The organism is Haloferax prahovense, from assembly GCF_000723845.1.
GTDB lineage: Archaea > Halobacteriota > Halobacteria > Halobacteriales > Haloferacaceae > Haloferax > Haloferax prahovense.
Genome location: NZ_LK053000.1, coordinates 782,960 through 799,953, shown reverse-complemented (window position 1 = coordinate 799,953; position 16,994 = coordinate 782,960). Strand labels below are relative to the sequence as shown.

The window sequence follows — 16,994 nt, the reverse complement described above, 5'->3', positions numbered from 1 at the left end:
TCCCGTGCGCCGGTATCCACCCGCATGAGCGACACGCGACGCGCCCTCCTCGACGCACTCGCCGAGGGTCCCGTCTCCGGGCCCGACCTCGCCGACCGACTGGGCGTCTCCCGCGCCGCCGTCTGGAAGCACGTCGAGTCACTCCGCGACGAGGGGTTCGGCGTCGAGAGCGCCGGCGACGGCTACGTCGTCACCGACGTGCCGGAGTACGGCGGCCCGGCAATCGAGTACGGCCTCGGCGTCGACTACGACGTTGAGTTCCACGAGACGCTCGACTCCTCGAACGTCCGTGCCCGCGAGCTCGCCGCCGAGGGCGCGAGCGACGTGGTCGTCGTCGCCCGCAAGCAGACCGCCAGCCGGGGAAGAAAGAACCGCGAGTGGTCCGCGCCCGACGGCGGCGTCTGGATGAGCCTGCTCGTGCGTCCCGACGAACCGCCGGCGTACGCCCCGCTGTACACGCTGGCGATGGCCGTCGCCGTCTGCGACGCGGCGCGCGAGGCCGGGGTGGGCGCGAGCATCAAGTGGCCGAACGACGTTATCGTGAGCGAAGCGAGTGGCAGTTCGTCTGCGAATGCAGACGGTGTTTCCGCGAACGAAGTGAGCGGAAGCTCACCGAGTCACGTCGGTGGCGTTTCCGCGAGCGAAGCGAGTGGTGGTTCGAAGGACTCCGACACGCCCGCCGACCGCGGCTACCGAAAGCTCTGCGGCATCCTCACCGAGATGGAAGGCGAGGCCGACCGCGTCTCGTGGCTCGTCATCGGCCCCGGAATCAACGTCAACCTCGACCCCGCGGACCTCCCCGAAGGCGCGACGAGCGTCGCCGCCGAGGCCGGCCCCGTCGAGCGCCGCGTGTTCGTCCAGCGGATGCTCGAACGGTTCGACGAACTACGCGGCGACCTCGACGCCGTCCTGCCGGCGTGGCGCGAGCGGGCGGACACGCTCGGCAGGCGGGTCCGCGTCCACACCGCGAACGGCGTCATCGAGGGGGAGGCGGTCGATATCGAACACCCCGGCACGCTCGTCGTTCGAACCGACGAGGGCGAAAAACGAGTCCACGCCGGTGACTGCGAACACCTGCGCCCGGCCGACGGCGGGCGCTGAAACCGCGACCGAACCCGCGCACCGCCGGTCGGCTAGTTCACTAGCCCGCTATTCTCCGCCGTCCGCCGTCGCCGTCGAGTCGGCGACCGCGTCCGCCTCGGCGGGCGACTCGGGCGCGGCGTCGTCCGGTACCTCGACGGCGAACTCGTCCGCGTCGTCGCCACCGCCTTCGATGCGGACGGTCAGGACGGGGACTTTCGACGCCCGGACGACCTTTTCCGCGACCGACCCGAGGAGGAGGCGGTCGATACCGCCGCGCCCGTGGGTCCCCATCACGATGAGGTCGCACCCGCCGCGCTCGGCGAACTCGACGATTTCCCGGCTCGGCGTCCCTTCGAGGACGTGCGTCTCGACGGGGACGCCCTGCGACTCGGCCGCGCGCTCGACCTGGTCGAGCGCCGACTCGGCGTCGGCGCGCAGCATGTCGTCGAGCCCCTCCCACGACGATTCCATCGGGAGCCCCGCGAAGCTCCCGGCGTTCACCACGTACACCCCGTGGAGTTCCGCATCGTGGACGGCCGCTAACGCCGCCGCGTGGACCGCGACGCGCTCGGAGCCGGCGGAGCCGTCGATGGGAACGATGATTCGGTCGTACAACACCATGACACTTGATAACATTTTCTCGGGGTCGGTAATAACCCTTTGCTACGGGAGGAGTACTGCGAGAATAGGTCGGCTCCACGGGAGTTCTGGGCCGCTTCGGTCGGAAGCCGAAGGCGGGGGCGTCGCCCGAACTCAGAGGTACACGTCTTTCACGTCCGCCTGCCCGGCGCGGCGGACGACGGCGCGGACCACATCCTCGACGCCCGCGAGGTTGTCCGTGTCGCCGTCGAGGACCAGCAGCTTGGCGTCGCGGCCCTCCTCGACGAGACCGTAGTTCAGCCCGGCGATGTCGGCCCCGTTGACGGTCGCCATGCGGAGGACCTCGGCGGCAGAAACGTCCGCCAGCTTGGAGGTGAACTCCATCTCGCGGAACATCGAGGGGCTGTTGAGCATCACGTTGTCCGTGCCGAGCGCGACGGTGGTGCGGTCGACCAGTTCGCGAATCGGCGCGACGCCCGCGTCGGTGACGAGGTTCGACCGCGGGCAGATGACGACCGGAATCTCGCTGTCCTCGACGCGTTCGAGGTGGAGCGCCTCGGGGTGGACCATGTGGACGAGGAAGTCCGGTTCGAGGTCCAACGCGGCGTTGATGTCGTGGGCGTCGCGCTCGCCCGCGTGGATGCCGAACAGCTTTCCGGCGGCCGCGGTCGCGTTCCGGAGCGCGCCGAACTCGCCGTCCCGCGCGCCCGACGCGCCGAAGCCGTCGGCGACTGCCATCGCGTCGGCCGTCTCGCGCCCGAAGACGACCGCCTCGATGTCGCGGCCGTCGAGCGCCCGCCGGATGACGTCGACGCCCTCGACGCCGCCCTCGCGGAACTCCAGACAGGCCGCGGTGCCGCCGGCCTCCATCATCCGGAGCGACCGGTGCATCGCGGCGGCTTTCTCCTCGGTGCTCGCGGCCCGGAGGAGTCGGTGTTTCAGGCCGTCCGGCGGTGCGACGAGGTCGTCGAGCGACAGTCCCTCGCCGGCCTCCTTGGCGATGGAGTCGCCGAGGTGGGTGTGGGCGTTGACGAACGCGGGCAAGATGATGTCCGTCGAATCCGTCGCCGTCTCCTCGATTGCGGTTATCGTGCCGTCTTCGACGACGACCCGCCCCTCGACCGGGTCGAAGTCGCGGCCGCGGAGTATCGTCCCCTCGAGTTGCATCGCTCTCGAATGCGTCTCGGCGGTGCTTGAACCTCCCGTCTCGGGACGGCGGCTACTCGAACTCGTCGAGCGTCGCGTTGAGGCCGCTTCTGACCTCGGCGACGAGCGCGCCGTCGACGTCGAGGCCGAGCACGTCCGCGGCAGCGCGGCCGACGCGCTCCGTCTCCTCGCGCGGGGCGTAGACGCCGAGTCGCCACTGCTGTTCCTGTGCGGTCCGAAGCGCCTGCACGAGCGGCGATTCGCGCTCTAACTGCCGAATCTCGCCGTTGACCATCACCCGCGACGACGACTCGGTCATCGACGGGCGCGAGGGCACGTCGAGGATGACCGACTCGGGCGACACGTCGGCGGCGTCGGCGATGTCCCGCTCGAACGTCGCGAGCGCGTCGTGCCCGGCGTCGATAATCGAGTCGGGGACGTTCGGTAACTCCGCCCAGACGGCCCGCTTGTAGAGGTCGCGGGTGGCCAGTCGCTCGGCGAAGGCGCTCGTCGAGTCGGTGAGTTTGAGCGCGACGAGCAGGTCGGGGTCGTCCATCCGCCGAAGCTCCTCGGCGTCGATGTCCGGCTCGGCGAGCAGTCGCTCCGACGCGCGCCGGAGCATCGCCTTCGAGATGCGCGCGACGTGGTGCTGGTAGACGGTCGGGTTCATGAGCGCCCGAGCGAGGAGGAGCGACTCGGCGGTCTGGACGTTCCCCTCCGCGAGGACCAACTCGCCGTCGACGAACGTCAGTTCCCGAATCAGGCGCTCGTGGTCGATGGTGCCGTAGGGAACGCCGGTGTGGTGGGCGTCGCGGACGAGGTAATCCATCCGGTCGACGTCCAACTCACCGGAGACCAACTGGCCGAACTCGCCGTTGCCCTCGACTAAGGCGGCGACGCGCTCGGGGTCCAGTCCCTCGTCCTCAAGCGTCTCGCCGACGGTCCCGCGGGCGACGAGCTCCTCCACGTCGTCGTGGTACTTGCCGGTGTGGCGGTGGGTCACGTCCTCGATGTTGTGGCTGTAGGGCCCGTGGCCCACGTCGTGGAGGAGCGCCGCGGCCTCGACGTGGGCGGCGGCGTCGCCCTCGATGCCGAGGTGCGAGAGGGCGCGGGAGGCGAGGTGGTAGACGCCGAGGCTGTGTTCGAACCGCGTGTGGTTCGCGGAGGGGTAGACCAGTTGGACGGTTCCCAACTGCTTGATGCGCCGGAGCCGCTGCATCTCCGGCGTATCGAGGAGGGCTTCGGCCGCGCCCTCGACCTCGATGTGGTCGTGGACGCTGTCCTTGATGGTCGTCATTGTGGGTGAATCGGCCGCCATCGGTGAAAAAGGGTCGGACGACCGTGTGTCTCCGGCTTTCCCCGCGCCTCAGACCGGGGTCGTCACGCGAACCGGAAGTCCGAGCACGTCCACGGCGGCCGCGGCCACTTCGTCGCGGACCGCCTCGGGCGCGTAGACGCCGAGTCGCCACTGCGTCCGCTCGGCCGACCGGAGCGCGCCCACGAGTTCCGAGGCGTCTTCGAGCCGCCGGACGACGCCGTTGACGACGACGCGCGACCGTGACTCCTTGATTCGCGGCCGCGACGGGGCGTCCACGATAACCGACTCGGGCGACACGTCGGCGGCGTCGGCGATGTCCCGCTCGGCCGCCCGCGTCGCCTCGAAGTCGAGTTCGACCACGTCGGTCGGCACGGCGTCGATGGGGGCCCAGACGGCCCGCTTGTAGAGGTCGCGGCGCTCGATTCGGCGGCCGAGGTCGGGCACGCGCTCGCCGAGGGCGACGAGCAGGTCGTGGTCGGCCATCCGGACGAACGCCTCGATTGGCACGCCGTCGTCGACGAGGCGCTCGGAGGCGCGTTCGAGCATCGCGCCCGCGATGCGGGAGACGTGGTGGCGGTAGACGATCGCGTTCATCAGCGCCCGGGCGAGAAGCAGGGATTCGGCGGTCTGGACGTTCCCCTCGGCCAACACGAGTTCGCCGTCCCGGTACCGGAGTTCGCGGACGAGGCGGCCGTGGTCGATGGTACCGTAGGGGACGCCCGTGTGGTGGGCGTCGCGCACGAGGTAGTCCATCCGGTCCACGTCCAACTCGCCGGAGACCAACTGTCCGAGACCGCCCGCGCCGTCGACCATGTCGGCGACGCGCTCGGGGTCGAGGCCGTGGTCGGTCAGGACCTCGCCGACCTCGGTCCCGTCGAGCAAGTGGTGAATCTCGTCGTGGTCGCGCCCGGTGCGCCGGCGGATGAGGTCCTCGGTCTGGTGCCCGTAGGGGCCGTGGCCCACGTCGTGGAGGAGGGCGGCGGCGCGGACGTGGGCGGCGCGGTCGCCGTCGACGCCGAGATGCGAGAGGGCGCGGGAGGCGAGGTGATAGACGCCGAGGCTGTGTTCGAACCGCGTGTGGCTCGCGGAGGGGTAGACGAGCCGGACCGTCGAGAGCTGTTTGATGTGTCGAAGCCGCTGGAAGGCGGGCGTATCGACGAGTTCGGCGGCCACGGGGTCGAGCGAGATGTAGTCGTGGACGCTGTCCTTGACGGCGGTCATAACGGGTGTTGCACGAGAGGAGTCAAATAGCCGAGCATTCGGGTCGTCGCGGAGGCGGGGTGGCCGCCCGTACGGCCGCCCGTGCCGCCCGCCTCACCGCTCGGGGAACTGCCCGACGACCTGTTCCGCGGTCGCATCGGCGACGACGCCGACGAGGTGGTCGCGGTAGGCGGGTCGGCTGACGACCCCGGTCCCGGCGCTCTCGACCGACGCTTCGACCGACCCCGCGAGGTCGGGACCGTCGGTTGATTCAAAGACAAGTGGACCGCCCGACAGCGCCGCGTCGACGTGTCTCTCGTGACCGCCCGCGTCGAACGCCGCGCGCCACGCCACCGACCCCGAAGGAGCGACCGGGTTCCAGCGCGAGTCCCACTCGTCCACGACGACGACCACGACCGGACCCTCAGCGTCTTCGTCGCGGATGTCGGTCGGTTCGAGCGTCACGCCCCGCTCCGCGAACGACTCGACGAGTGCTGCCGTGAGATCGTCGCGGACGGCCTCGGGCGCGTCAACCACGAGGACACCCTCGGTAACCGGTGGGAGCGAATCGAGGTTCGTCCCGCCCGACGAGGCGGTCGCCGAGGCCGTCGTCTCGTAGTTCGCCGCCTCGAAATCGAGGGCGAGCAGGCCACCGGAGACGGCGGCGACGACGAGAACGAGTGCGAGCGCGACCGCGGTTCGAGGGGACAATTCCATGGGGTGTATTCGTCTCGCGGCGGCGATAGCCGTTCTGTGACGCGTGTTGTCGGTGGTCCGTCTCGTCGGGTTCTTCAATCGCTGATAGTTTGCTGAGACCGTGCTGAATACAGGGCGCGTATCTCTCATCTAGTATCTGAAAATGATAGAATTGTTACTTAGCATGAGGTGTCTGTAATCTGAACGCCGTAGTTCCCATTGAATCCAATATTAATATCGATTTCTTCGTCCATCGGTTGGTCCTCTCGACTGGTACAGTCCATAGTTGTGTCGAGTGTTTCTGTTTCCTCTCCGTCAAAGAAGAGAGAAACAGAGTATGTGACACCAGCAGGGATACTTGAGAGCGCCGGGGTCTCTGTTCGCACATGCGGTTCGATGCCTTTCCCGGTGGGGAGCTGCTTTGCAGCAGGCAGCTGGCATGTCTGCTCAAATGCAGTTCGTCCGTGGATTTGAATTTCAATACGTGCTTTGTATGCCTTGTCTGTGTAATTTCGGAGATAGAATCCCAACGACCCCACAAGCGGCAGTGAGGCACAACCGGACAACCCTGAGACGGCAGAAAGACCACCAAGCTGGAGGAGTCGGCGTCGAGACCAATTAGAGGGCATATTAGCTAAGTTTCAGACTACAGTGATGTGCTTTCTGATGAATCCACCCTCTCTATTCAGCACGCCGGTTCTGTCAGACTCTGCGGATTTCAAGGAAGCTCCTGTCGCACGATGGTAGCGGTGGTTCGACCGCCCACAAACCGTTTCACTCGGGAGCGACGAGACGCCGACATGAGCCTCCGCTCGGCCCTCGGAAGCGCCATCGGCTACGCCCTCCTCGGCCTCGCGTGTCTCTTCGTGGCCTTCGCGGGCTACTGGGCTGCCATGAGCGCACTGACCGGCGTGACCGCCGGGCGCGTGATGTTCGTCATGTCCGGCCTCGGGGCGGCGCTGATAACCGGCTTCTCGGGCTACTTCGTCAGGAAGGCGGTCGCCGGACAGGTGATGCCGTCGGAGTTCGACGTGTCGGTGGCCTATCGCGGCAGTCGCTGAGGAGGACTTCGTCGGTCTGCGCGACTTATCGACATCCACCGGCGACCGGCCGGCGTCTCCGGTGAAGGAACTTTCAAACGGACACTCGCCCTACGGCGCATCATGGTTACCTTCCTCGCCGGGGGTACGGGCACCCCCAAACTCCTCGACGGGGCCGCCGGGGTGTTCGACCCCGCCGAGACGACCGTCGTCGCCAACACCGGCGACGACGTGGAACTCGGCGGTCACCTCGTCTGTCCCGACGTGGACACCGTCCTCTTCGCCGGCGGCGGCGTCCTCGACACCGACCGCTGGTGGGGCGTCGCCGGCGACACCACCGCGACCGACGACGAACTCCACCGGCTCGCCGACGCGGCCGGCCTCGAACCCGGCCCGCGCTATCTCCCCGAATCGGCCCAGACCGCCGGCCGCGACATCGCCCGCTGGCGGCGCTTCTCCGGCGTCGCAGAGTTCATGGAAATTGGCGACCGCGACCGCGCGGTCCACATCACCCGAACCTCGCTTCTCGACGAAGGAGACACGCTGACCGAGGTCACAGAAACCCTCGCCGAGGCGTTCGACCTCGACGTGTCGCTCCTCCCGATGAGCGACGACCCCGTGGCGACGCTGATTCACACCGACGAGGGGACGATGCACTTCCAGGAGTACTGGGTCCACCGCCGGGCCGACCCCGCCGTCCGCGACGTGGAGTTCCGCGGCGCTGCCGACGCGACCGTCACCGACGACGTCGCCGACGCCCTCGCGGACCCCGTCGTCGTCGGTCCCTCGAACCCAATCACGAGCATCGGACCGATGCTCGCCATCGACGGCTTCGCGGACGCCCTCGCCGACACGCCCGTCGTCGCCGTCTCGCCGTTCGTCGAGGACACCGTGTTCTCCGGCCCCGCCGCCGACCTCATGGAGGGCGTCGGCTACGACCCCTCGACCGCGGGCGTCGCCGAGGCCTACCCCTTCGCCGACGCGTTCGTCCTCGACGCGGACGACGGCACCGACCTCGACCGCCCGGTGGGTAGAACCGACACCCGAATCGACGGCCCGGAAGACGCCGAGCGCGTCGCCCGCGCCGTCGCCGAGGCGCTCGCGGAGGTGTCGTGATGTTCGAACCGCGGGTCGCCGTCGCGAGCCTCAGCGGCGAGTCAGACGCCTCGTGGGCGGACGCTGCGGCACCCCACGTCGGCGCGGCGTTCCTCGGCGGCGTCGCGCTCGACGACGCCTCGCAGGCGGCGGCTCGCGAACTCGTCGCCCGCGGGCGCTCGGAGTTCCTCGCCGACGACCCGGTCGCCTTCGTCTCCGACCAACTCGCTTCCCTCGCCGGATTCGACGGCGAGGACCGCTTCGCCGCGGTCAACGTCAGAGCGACCTCGTCGGCCCCGATTCGGGAGGTTGCGGCCGTCTGCGCCGACCGCAGTGCGGGCGTGGAGATAAACGCCCACTGCCGACAGGACGAACTCTGCGCCGTCGGCTGCGGCGAGACGCTCCTGCGCGACACCGACCGACTGGCCGCGTACGTCGCCGCGGCCGCCGAGTCGGGCGCGCCGGTCGGCGCGAAAGTCCGCGCCGAAATCGACGGCGTTGACCTCCCGAGCCTCGCGGTCGCGCTCGCCGACGCCGGGGCCGACTGGCTCCACGTCGACGCGATGGACTCCGAGGCCGCGGTTGCCGACGTGGCCGCCGCCGCGCCCGAACTCTTCCTCGTCGCCAACAACGGCGTCCGCGACCGCGAGACGGCGACCGAGTACCTCGATTACGGGGCCGACGCGGTGAGCGTCGGGCGGCCGAGCGACAACCCGGCAGTCCTCCGCCGGGTCCGAACCGCCGTGGACGACTGGTTCGGTGGCCGCGAGGACGCGGCCGAGTCGGGCGACGAGAGCGGGGTGTCCGCCTGATGGCCGCGCCCGTCTCCGACCGCGGGTTCGGCCCCGCGCGACACGCCGAACTCGCGCTCCTGCTCGAAGTCGCCGGCACGCCCAAACCGGGGAACGTCGACCGCCGCCGCGACCTCTCGGACCTGCACTTCGAGCACTTCCTGACGGGCGCGGTCGGCTCCGCGGCCGGCCTCGAACTCGCCGCGTCGGGCGCGCCCGTCGGCGAGGCGTTCGAGGAGGCGGTCGCCGGCATGAGCCGACAGGGCGGCGGGAACACGCAGTTCGGCTGTCTCCTGCTTCTCGCCCCGCTCGTCCGGGCCGCGGCCGACGACGACCGAGACCTCTCGCCCGCCGGGGCGGCCGACGTGGTCGAGTCGACCACCGTCGCCGACGCGGTCGACTTCTACCGGGCTTTCGAACACGTCGACGTGGCCGTCGGCGACGTGCCCGAGGACGCCCCCGACCTCGACGTTCGGCGCGGCGGCCACGCGGCTGCCGCGCTCCGGGACCGCGATTTCACGCTCTACGACGTGATGGACCTCAGCGCCGAGCGCGACGCCAACGCCCGCGAGTGGACCGGCGGCTTCGCCCGCACGTTCCGCGCGGCCGAGGCCGTCCTCGCGGACGACGGCCCCGTCACCGACCGCGTCGCTCGCGCGTTTCTCGACCTGCTCGCGGAGGAACCGGACACGCTCGTCGCGACGAACCACGGCGAGGCCGTCGCCCGCGACGTGATGGACCGCGCGGCCGCGGTCTCGGACCTCGCCGAGGCCGAGGAACTGGCCGACGAGTTCGTCGCCGAGGGAATCAACCCCGGCACGACCGCCGACATCGTCTGCGCGGCGACGTTCGTCGCGCTGGAGCGGGGGGTCCCGCTGTGAGCGACGACGAGACGACAGACGCGGGGCGTCGCGTCGGCGACCGCGACGGCGACGACTGGCCCGTCGAACTCCGCGGCGTCACCGAGACGGTCGTCGCCACGCTCGGGCCGAACGACCGGTGGAACTTCGCGGCGCTCGGCGTCCACGCACCGGAGACCGACGGCGACCCCCCTGCCAGCACGCCCTCGCCGCCGCCCGCCACCGCCACGACGTGGGGAAACACTCGAACCCGTCGGAACTTCCACCGACAGGGGGGCGGCGTCGTCCAGTTCGTCTCCGACCCGCGGGCGTTCGTCGAGGCCGCGATGACTATCTACGAGCGTGACTCGCCGCTCCTCGACTCGGCCGACGCGTGGGTCGAAGTCGAGGCGACTGCGGTCGATTCCGGCCAAGACGGCGGGACCGAATGGGAGGAATGGGAACTCCGGCCCGTCGATGCCGCGGTCGAGCAGCGCCGACCGTTCACTATCAATCGGGGCTTCGGCGCGGTCATCGACGCGACGGTGGCGGCCTCGCGCCTCGACGTGCCCGCCTTCGACACCGACGCCCTGCTGGATCGGCTCGCGTACTTCGCCGAGACGGTCGAGAAATGCGGCGGGGAAAGAGAGCGCGAGGCGTTCGCGCGAATCGACGAGTTGACGGGCTGGCGCGAGCGGGCGGCCGCGAGACGGAACGAATCGTTTTAGTGTTCGTCCGGGGAATCTTCCGACATGGCAATCAAGCCCAAGTACGTCAAGCAGCTTGGTAACATCCTGCTGGAGCGATACCCGCAGGCGTTCAACACGGACTTCGAGACGAACAAGGACAGCGTCGAAGAACTGACCACGGTCGAGTCGAAGGGCGTCCGCAACCGCATCGCCGGCTACATCACGCGCAAGAAGGGCGGCCAGGGCGCGTAAGTTCGAGTCAGTCGATTCTCTCTGCGAACACATCTTCTCCAGCCCGCGCGGAGCGGCCGCGCCGGTCCGCGCGCGGCCCGTGACGCCCGCACGACGGTCCCCAGTAAACGATTCCCGTACAAACTGCTCCCCACCGCTCCCCATCGCTTTCGACCGGTCCGGAGGAAGCGTTTAGTCCGCCCTCCCGCGATGCACCGACATGCGCATCATCGGTCACCGCGGCTGTCCCGCCCTCGCGCCGGAAAACACGCTCGCCGCCTTCGAAGCGGCCGCGGCGCGACTCGACTGGGTCGAACTCGACGTCCGACGCTGCGGCTCCGGCGAACTCGTCGTCTTCCACGACGAGACGCTCGACCGCCTGACCGGTGCGACCGGTCGCGTCGCCGACACGAGTCTCACGGACCTACAGGAACTCACAATCGGTGACTCAGACGAGTCGATTCCGACGCTCGCCGCGGTGTTCGACGCCCTGCCGGACCGCGTCGCGGTCAACGTCGAACTGAAGGTGGCCGGCCTCGCCGACGACCTCGCCGCCGTCGTCGGCGACGCGGGAAACGAAGTGCTCGTCTCGTCGTTCGACCCGGTCGCACTCCGCGAGGTGCGCGAGACGACCGCGCTCCCGCTCGCCTTCCTCTTCGCGGCCGACTGGGCGGAGTCGCTGTCGGTCGCCGCCGACGTCGACTGCGCGGCCGTCCACCCGCACTACGACCTGCTCTCGTCGGCGCGGGTGGACGAGGCGCACGACCGAGGCTTCGAGGTCAACGCGTGGACGGTCCCCGACCGCGAGGTCACGCGACGACTCCGGGAGTACGGCGTCGACGGCGTCGTCGTCGACGACCCGGCACTCGCGGTGTGAACTACCGACCATCGACTGCCGGCTACTGACCGCCGGCTACCGAGATCGAGTCCGAGCGTCGCCGCGAAACGCCTGAAACGCCGTCTGGTCCCGTTTCACACCGAGCGCGAGCGAGACCAGGGCGGCGACGATGCAGACCCCGACCGCGACAGTCGGGAAGACGCTATCGGGAATGTAGCCGTTCGCCATTCCGAGTTCGACGCAGGTCCCGGCGAAGACGGCGGCGAGCGCCGCGGAGACGAAGTCGGGCTCGCCCTCGTCGGCGTAGTGTGCGGCGACCGCGACGGCGGCGAACCCGGCGAGGCCGGCGTTGAGAAACAGCCAGACGAACGCGGTTTGGACCATGTCGGGCGAACTGCTGTCGGGAGAAGATGTAAGCGTTCTGGAGTGAATTTGCGGACGCCCCGACTCAGAACCGGTCGACGCGGCCCGAGGCGGCCCACGCGTCGGTCGGCGCGCCGGAGGGGACGCGACGGCCGCAGCCGGTGACCGATTCGAGGCGGCCGGCGTAGCGCCAGCGCTCCTCGTTCCACGTCTCCTCGCCGTCCGCTGCGGCCGCGGCGGCCGCGGCGACCGACTGGTCGTGGAGGTGCGCGCCGACGGCGGCGGCGATGGCCGCGGCCTCCTCGGCGTCGGCGTCGTCCGGAATCGACAGCCCCGACAGCAGCTCCCCGCTCATAGCGGGATATTGCCGTGTTTCTTGTCGGGTTGGGACTTGCGCTTGGAGTTCAGCATCCGGAGGTCCGAGATGAGGCGCTCGCGGGTCTCGCCGGGTTCGATGACGTCGTCGATGAAGCCGCGGTCCGCAGCGGTGTAGGGGTTGGCGAACTCCTCGCGGTACTCCTCGATGAGTTCGTCGCGGCGGGCGTCGGGGTCGTCCGCGGCGTCGAGTTCGTCGCGGTAGAGGATGTTGACCGCGCCCTGCGGGCCCATCACGGCGATTTCGGCGGTCGGCCACGCGTAGTTCACGTCCGCGCCGAGGTGCTTCGAGGCCATCACGTCGTACGCGCCGCCGTAGGCCTTGCGCGTGATGACGGTCATGAGAGGCACCGTCGCCTCGGAGTAGGCGTACAGGAGCTTCGCGCCGTGGCGGATGATGCCGTTGTGCTCTTGGTCCGTGCCGGGCAGGAAGCCGGGCACGTCCACGAAGGTGAGGATGGGAATGTTGAACGAGTCGCAAAAGCGGATGAAGCGCGCGCCCTTCTCGGAGGCCTCGATGTCGAGGGTGCCGGCGTTCACGCGGGGCTGGTTGGCGACGATGCCGACCGAGCGGCCGTCGAGGCGGCCGAAGCCGACGACGATGTTCTTGGCGAAGTCCTCCTGGACGCCGAAGAACGAGCCCTCGTCGAGGACGCCGTCGAGCACGTCGTGGATGTCGTAGGGCTTGCGGGGCTGGTCGGGGACGACCTCGGCGAGGTCGTCGTCGACGCGTTCGGGGTCGTCCCACGGCTCGACGCGCGGGGGGTCTTCGACGTTGTTCTGCGGGAGGTACGAAAGCAGGTGGCGGATGTCGTCGAGCGCCTGCTCTTCGGTGTCGGTGGCGAAGTGGGCGACCCCGCTTGTCGAGGTGTGCGTCGTCGCACCGCCGAGTTCGTCGAAGGTGACCTCCTCGCCCGTGACCGTCTTGATGACGTCCGGGCCGGTGATGAACATGTGGCTCGTGTCGCGGACCATGAACGTGAAGTCCGTCAGCGCGGGGGAGTACACCGCGCCACCCGCGCAGGGGCCCATGATGGCCGAAATCTGCGGGATAACGCCGGACGCCTCGGTGTTGCGGCGGAAGATTTCGCCGAAGCCGCCGAGCGACTGGACGCCCTCCTGAATCCGCGCGCCGGCGGAGTCGTTGAGACCGACGACGGGTGCGCCGACCTCCATCGCCTTGTCCATCACCTTACAGACCTTCTCGGCGAACACCTCGCCGAGCGAGCCGCCGAAGACGGTGAAGTCGTGGGCGAAGACGAAGACGGTCCGGCCGTCGACCTCGCCGTAGCCGGTGATGACGCCGTCGCCGGGCAGTTTCGTCTCCTCCATCCCGAACTTGTGGTTGCGGTGGGTCCGAAACTGGTCGAACTCGCGGAAGGTGCCGTCGTCGAGGAAGTAGTCGATGCGCTCGCGGGCGGTCATCTTGCCCTTGTCGTGCTGGGAGGCGATTCGGTCCTCGCCGCCGCCCTTCAGGGCTTCCTCGCGCTTCTCGCGGAGTTCGTCGATCCGGTCTTCCATCGTCATGCCAGACCACCTTCGCTCATTGGAGCAACGGTCCGCAGTCCTCGGTCAAAGGAGTTCCGCAATCCGGCAACCCTTACTTCGACAGTTGTCGAAGAATAGGTGGAACAATCATCATGGTTAGCGACGCGAACGCGAAGTACTCCCCGCGGTCGAGTCGGTCGAAAACGGAGCAAACAGAGCAGTCGGAGTCGAGTCAGCGCGCCGAACGCGGCGGGGAGAGCCCCACTCAGACGACTGAGTTGGGCTGTCGCAGGCCCAAGAAGGCGGCGGCGGACGCGACGACGGCGACGCCGACGGTCGGCCAGAAGCCGATGGTCGTGTCCACGCCGAAGTGCGTGAGGAGCGTGAAGACGAGGAACAGCGGGAGGACGACGCCGACGGCGAAGAGCCACGGCGTGCCGAGAGACTTCGAGAACTCGCCCGCGCCGGCGGAGAACTCCTCGAGCGCCTCGCGGCCCATGACCCAGCCGACGAACAGGAGGAACGCGGCGAGGCCGGCGGTCAGGAGGACGTTCACGAGCGGTCCGGCGACGAAGCCGAAGATGCCCGGATTGAACGCGCAGACGGTGCCGGTGACGGCGACGAGCGCGGTCATCCCGGTGACGGCGCGCCTTCGCGAGACGCCGTACTCGTCGACGAGGAACGCGACGGGGATCTCGAGCATGCTGATGGAACTCGACAGCGCCGCGAGCGTCACGACGGCGAAGAACGCGGTGGCGATGAGCGTCCCCGCGGGGAGCTGCGAGAACGCCCCCGCGAGGCCGACGAACAGTGCGCCCGGTCCGGTCCCGGTCTCGGTCGGGTTGACGCCCTGCGAGAACAGGAGCGGGAAGACGACGAGACCCGTGATGACGCCGACGCTCGTGTTGAGGACGGCGATGGCGCTGCCGTCGAAGGGAAGCGAGCGGTCCTCGTCGAGATACGAGGAGTACGTTATCATCGTGCCCGCGCCGAGCGAGAGCGTAAACAGCGCCTGTCCGGCGGCGGGGCCGAGGATGGCGAAGAAGTTCTCGGTGATGACCGAGGGGTCGAAGCGGAGGAAGAAGGCGTAACCGGCGGCCGCGTTAGGCTGGGTCGCGGCCCAGGCGGCGAGACCGGCGAGCAGGACGAGCACGGCGGGCATCATGATTTTCGTGCCGAGTTCGATGCCCTTGCGGACGCCCGCGAAGACGATGAGCGCGGTCAGTCCGAGAAACAGGAGGTGATAGAGCGCCGCATCGACGCCGGCGGAGACGCCGCCGAAGTACTGGCCCGGATTCGTGAAGTACGCGGGGCTGCCGCCGACGACCGCGGCCCCGCTTTCGAGGAGATACCGGATAATCCACCCGCCGACGACGCTGTAGAACGAGAGCAGCGAGATGCCGGTGACGACCGAGAACGCACCGACGACGCCCCACGTTTTCGACCCCGAGAGGTCCCGGAGCGCGCCGACCGGCGACTTCTTCGCCCGGCGACCGATGACGAACTCGCCGAGCAGACCGGGGACGCCGACGAGGAGGACGATGCCGAGATACACGACGAGGAACGCGCTGCCGCCGTTTTCGGCGGTCTGCCACGGGAATCGCCAGATGTTCCCGAGGCCGACCGCGCTGCCGACGGCCGCGAGGATGAACCCGAGCCGTGTTGCCCATGTTTCTCGTGTCATTGACACCCATTGCCAGTCCACCGGTAAAAGGGCTTTCGAACCAACGATACGTCATCGGAGAAATTTAACGGTTTTGAGTAGTCTACGCGTGAAAATCGCCGTCGAATAGTCGAGAAAAACGCACCGCTACCGACGATTCCTAGGCGCGATGAAAGCGGGACCGGTCGCCGCCTCAGAGGGGCGGAACGATGGCCGGGCTCTCGCCGAGGAACAGCGTCTGGAGCCCGAGGGCGAGCGTCGCCACGACGGCGACGATAACGAGCGTGCGGACCAGCCAGAGCCACGTCAGGCCGACGCCGTCACCGAGTCCGCTGCCCTTCATTAGCTCGTCGATGGCGGGCGCGCCGTAGACCCACGCCGCGAAGACGAGGATGCCGAGGACCGAAAGCGGGAGCAGCAGTTTGTAGGCGAGCGTGTCGAACCAGCCGAGCCACGCGGTGTCGATGGCCGACGGGACGCCGAGCAGGAAGATGGCGCCGCCGAGGCCGACGGCCATCTGCGGACGGGAGACGTCGTAGTTGTCGATGGCCCACGAGACGACGACTTCGAGGAGGCTAATCGCAGACGAGAGCGCCGCGATGAGCACGACCACGAAGAAGACGAGGCCGATTATCTGGCCGCCGGGGATGTCGCCGAACGCGCCGGCGACGCTGATGAACACCGCGCCCGCGCCGCTCGTGTTGGGGTCGATTCCCTGGGCGAACAGGAGCGGGAGGACGACGAGACCGGCGAGGATGCCGACGAAACTGTTCAGGAAGACGATGGTGATACCGTCGCCGAACAGACTCTGGTCGCCGTCGATGTAGGAGGCGTAGGTTATCATCGCGCCCATGCCGAGCGACAGCGAGAAGAACGCCTGCCCGACCGCGAAGGGGACGATGTCGGCGAAGTTCTCTGCGAGCGCGTTGAAGTCGGGCGAGAGGAAGTACGCGTAGCCCGCGGACGCGCCGGGGAGCGTGAAGGCAAAGGCCGCGAGCACGCCGAGGATGACGACGATGCTCGGAACCATCAGTTTCGTCGCCTTCTCGATGCCGTCTTCGATGCCGGCGGCGACGATGCCGACGACGAGCGCCATGAACACGGCGTGGAGCGCGAGCGCGTCCATCCCGGCAGACACCTGGCCGAAGTACTCGGCCGGGGCGGCGAAGTACGCGCCGGTCAGGCTGCCGCCGATGTACCGGAGGACCCAGCCGCCGACGACGCTGTAGTACGACAGAATCCAGAAGCCGGTGAACAGGCCGATAGCGCCGACGACGCGCCACTCCTTGTAGCCGAGCTTTTCGAAGGCGTTGATCGTGTTCAGGTTGGTCTTGCGTCCGATGACGAACTCGGCGAGGATGGCCGGGAGGCCGATGCCGAGCGCCGCGATGATGTAGACGATCAGGAAGGAGGCACCGCCGAACTGAGCGGTCTTGAACGGGAACTGCCAGATGTTCCCGAGGCCGACCGCGCTGCCGACGGCCGCGAGGATGAACCCTGCCCTGGTTGCCCACGTTTCACGTTCGGTCATGTCTATCA

At 68.7% G+C, this 16,994-nt stretch carries 18 protein-coding genes; 8 read left to right on the top strand and 10 right to left on the bottom strand.

From position 1 onward, the window contains the following. Window positions 1-24 precede the first annotated feature (24 nt). Complete coding sequence (locus tag BN984_RS03760; RefSeq protein WP_049967695.1) at window positions 25-1,101, top strand: biotin--[acetyl-CoA-carboxylase] ligase; 1,077 nt, start codon at window positions 25-27, stop codon at window positions 1,099-1,101. A 48-nt stretch (window positions 1,102-1,149) separates the two neighbouring features. Here the strand turns inward: BN984_RS03760 and BN984_RS03755 are convergent, their stop codons facing one another. From BN984_RS03755 to BN984_RS03735, 5 genes are all read right to left on the bottom strand, one after another. Next, on the bottom strand, window positions 1,150-1,704 hold the full coding sequence (locus BN984_RS03755) for a universal stress protein (RefSeq protein WP_008095442.1): 555 nt from the start codon (window positions 1,702-1,704) through the stop codon (window positions 1,150-1,152). Window positions 1,705-1,836: 132 nt separating this feature from the next. After that, window positions 1,837-2,850, bottom strand: a complete 1,014-nt coding sequence (locus BN984_RS03750; RefSeq protein WP_008095443.1) for an amidohydrolase family protein — start codon at window positions 2,848-2,850, stop codon at window positions 1,837-1,839. A gap of 52 nt (window positions 2,851-2,902) precedes the next feature. Beyond that, window positions 2,903-4,126, bottom strand: coding sequence for an HD domain-containing protein (locus BN984_RS03745; RefSeq protein ID WP_049967694.1), 1,224 nt, complete (start codon window positions 4,124-4,126; stop codon window positions 2,903-2,905). 69 nt (window positions 4,127-4,195) lie between these two features. Continuing rightward, on the bottom strand, window positions 4,196-5,368 hold the full coding sequence (locus BN984_RS03740; RefSeq protein ID WP_049967693.1) for an HD domain-containing protein: 1,173 nt from the start codon (window positions 5,366-5,368) through the stop codon (window positions 4,196-4,198). Between the two features lie 93 nt (window positions 5,369-5,461). Further along, a complete protein-coding gene (locus BN984_RS03735; RefSeq protein WP_049967692.1) occupies window positions 5,462-6,064 on the bottom strand; it encodes a hypothetical protein in 603 nt (200 codons plus the stop codon). Window positions 6,065-6,843: 779 nt separating this feature from the next. Between BN984_RS03735 and BN984_RS03730 the strand changes: the two genes are divergently transcribed. The 7 genes from BN984_RS03730 to BN984_RS03700 all read left to right on the top strand — a co-directional run bounded on the left by BN984_RS03730 (window position 6,844) and on the right by BN984_RS03700 (window position 11,605). Further along, entirely contained in the window at window positions 6,844-7,104 is a 261-nt protein-coding gene (locus BN984_RS03730; protein WP_008095449.1) for a hypothetical protein, read from the top strand. Between the two features lie 102 nt (window positions 7,105-7,206). After that, window positions 7,207-8,199, top strand: a complete 993-nt coding sequence (cofD, locus tag BN984_RS03725) for a 2-phospho-L-lactate transferase (RefSeq protein WP_008095451.1) — start codon at window positions 7,207-7,209, stop codon at window positions 8,197-8,199. Beyond that, window positions 8,199-8,990, top strand: a complete 792-nt coding sequence (locus BN984_RS03720) for a tRNA-dihydrouridine synthase (protein ID WP_008095453.1) — start codon at window positions 8,199-8,201, stop codon at window positions 8,988-8,990. Before cofD ends, BN984_RS03720 begins: the two co-directional genes overlap by 1 nt. Then, on the top strand, window positions 8,990-9,850 hold the full coding sequence (locus tag BN984_RS03715) for a triphosphoribosyl-dephospho-CoA synthase (protein ID WP_008095455.1): 861 nt from the start codon (window positions 8,990-8,992) through the stop codon (window positions 9,848-9,850). Before BN984_RS03720 ends, BN984_RS03715 begins: the two co-directional genes overlap by 1 nt. Beyond that, window positions 9,847-10,536 carry a DUF447 domain-containing protein gene (locus BN984_RS03710; protein ID WP_008095457.1) on the top strand — a complete coding sequence of 230 codons (690 nt, stop codon included), beginning with the start codon at window positions 9,847-9,849 and terminating at the stop codon, window positions 10,534-10,536. Before BN984_RS03715 ends, BN984_RS03710 begins: the two co-directional genes overlap by 4 nt. A 24-nt stretch (window positions 10,537-10,560) precedes the next feature. After that, window positions 10,561-10,749: a 30S ribosomal protein S17e gene (locus BN984_RS03705; RefSeq protein WP_004042417.1), complete on the top strand. Its 189-nt coding sequence runs from the start codon at window positions 10,561-10,563 to the stop codon at window positions 10,747-10,749. A gap of 199 nt (window positions 10,750-10,948) precedes the next feature. Then, entirely contained in the window at window positions 10,949-11,605 is a 657-nt protein-coding gene (locus BN984_RS03700) for a glycerophosphodiester phosphodiesterase (RefSeq protein ID WP_008095462.1), read from the top strand. A gap of 36 nt (window positions 11,606-11,641) precedes the next feature. On the opposite strand, the gene BN984_RS03695 is transcribed toward BN984_RS03700, so the two are convergent. The 5 genes from BN984_RS03695 to BN984_RS03675 all read right to left on the bottom strand — a co-directional run bounded on the left by BN984_RS03695 (window position 11,642) and on the right by BN984_RS03675 (window position 16,986). Further along, a complete protein-coding gene (locus tag BN984_RS03695) occupies window positions 11,642-11,950 on the bottom strand; it encodes a hypothetical protein (protein WP_049967691.1) in 309 nt (102 codons plus the stop codon). Window positions 11,951-12,014: 64 nt separating this feature from the next. Continuing rightward, complete coding sequence (locus BN984_RS03690) at window positions 12,015-12,284, bottom strand: hypothetical protein (protein WP_008095466.1); 270 nt, start codon at window positions 12,282-12,284, stop codon at window positions 12,015-12,017. Next, entirely contained in the window at window positions 12,281-13,825 is a 1,545-nt protein-coding gene (locus tag BN984_RS03685) for an acyl-CoA carboxylase subunit beta (protein WP_004975110.1), read from the bottom strand. The genes BN984_RS03690 and BN984_RS03685 overlap by 4 nt, the downstream gene beginning before the upstream one ends. A 232-nt stretch (window positions 13,826-14,057) precedes the next feature. After that, window positions 14,058-15,476, bottom strand: coding sequence for a sodium-dependent transporter (locus BN984_RS03680; RefSeq protein ID WP_049967690.1), 1,419 nt, complete (start codon window positions 15,474-15,476; stop codon window positions 14,058-14,060). A gap of 172 nt (window positions 15,477-15,648) precedes the next feature. Then, window positions 15,649-16,986 carry a sodium-dependent transporter gene (locus BN984_RS03675; protein WP_008095471.1) on the bottom strand — a complete coding sequence of 446 codons (1,338 nt, stop codon included), beginning with the start codon at window positions 16,984-16,986 and terminating at the stop codon, window positions 15,649-15,651. Between the last annotated feature and the right edge of the window lie 8 nt (window positions 16,987-16,994).

What these genes read in the sequence shown, in the direction of transcription:
- BN984_RS03760 (WP_049967695.1), top strand. Translation starts at nt 25, where the DNA reads ATGAGCGACACGCGACGCGCCCTCCTCGACGCACTCGCCGAGGGTCCC.
- BN984_RS03755 (WP_008095442.1), bottom strand. Translation starts at nt 1,704, where the DNA reads ATGGTGTTGTACGACCGAATCATCGTTCCCATCGACGGCTCCGCCGGC.
- BN984_RS03750 (WP_008095443.1), bottom strand. Translation starts at nt 2,850, where the DNA reads ATGCAACTCGAGGGGACGATACTCCGCGGCCGCGACTTCGACCCGGTC.
- BN984_RS03745 (WP_049967694.1), bottom strand. Translation starts at nt 4,126, where the DNA reads ATGACGACCATCAAGGACAGCGTCCACGACCACATCGAGGTCGAGGGC.
- BN984_RS03740 (WP_049967693.1), bottom strand. Translation starts at nt 5,368, where the DNA reads ATGACCGCCGTCAAGGACAGCGTCCACGACTACATCTCGCTCGACCCC.
- BN984_RS03735 (WP_049967692.1), bottom strand. Translation starts at nt 6,064, where the DNA reads ATGGAATTGTCCCCTCGAACCGCGGTCGCGCTCGCACTCGTTCTCGTC.
- BN984_RS03730 (WP_008095449.1), top strand. Translation starts at nt 6,844, where the DNA reads ATGAGCCTCCGCTCGGCCCTCGGAAGCGCCATCGGCTACGCCCTCCTC.
- cofD (WP_008095451.1), top strand. Translation starts at nt 7,207, where the DNA reads ATGGTTACCTTCCTCGCCGGGGGTACGGGCACCCCCAAACTCCTCGAC.
- BN984_RS03720 (WP_008095453.1), top strand. Translation starts at nt 8,199, where the DNA reads ATGTTCGAACCGCGGGTCGCCGTCGCGAGCCTCAGCGGCGAGTCAGAC.
- BN984_RS03715 (WP_008095455.1), top strand. Translation starts at nt 8,990, where the DNA reads ATGGCCGCGCCCGTCTCCGACCGCGGGTTCGGCCCCGCGCGACACGCC.
- BN984_RS03705 (WP_004042417.1), top strand. Translation starts at nt 10,561, where the DNA reads ATGGCAATCAAGCCCAAGTACGTCAAGCAGCTTGGTAACATCCTGCTG.
- BN984_RS03700 (WP_008095462.1), top strand. Translation starts at nt 10,949, where the DNA reads ATGCGCATCATCGGTCACCGCGGCTGTCCCGCCCTCGCGCCGGAAAAC.
- BN984_RS03695 (WP_049967691.1), bottom strand. Translation starts at nt 11,950, where the DNA reads ATGGTCCAAACCGCGTTCGTCTGGCTGTTTCTCAACGCCGGCCTCGCC.
- BN984_RS03690 (WP_008095466.1), bottom strand. Translation starts at nt 12,284, where the DNA reads ATGAGCGGGGAGCTGCTGTCGGGGCTGTCGATTCCGGACGACGCCGAC.
- BN984_RS03685 (WP_004975110.1), bottom strand. Translation starts at nt 13,825, where the DNA reads ATGGAAGACCGGATCGACGAACTCCGCGAGAAGCGCGAGGAAGCCCTG.
- BN984_RS03680 (WP_049967690.1), bottom strand. Translation starts at nt 15,476, where the DNA reads ATGACACGAGAAACATGGGCAACACGGCTCGGGTTCATCCTCGCGGCC.
- BN984_RS03675 (WP_008095471.1), bottom strand. Translation starts at nt 16,986, where the DNA reads ATGACCGAACGTGAAACGTGGGCAACCAGGGCAGGGTTCATCCTCGCG.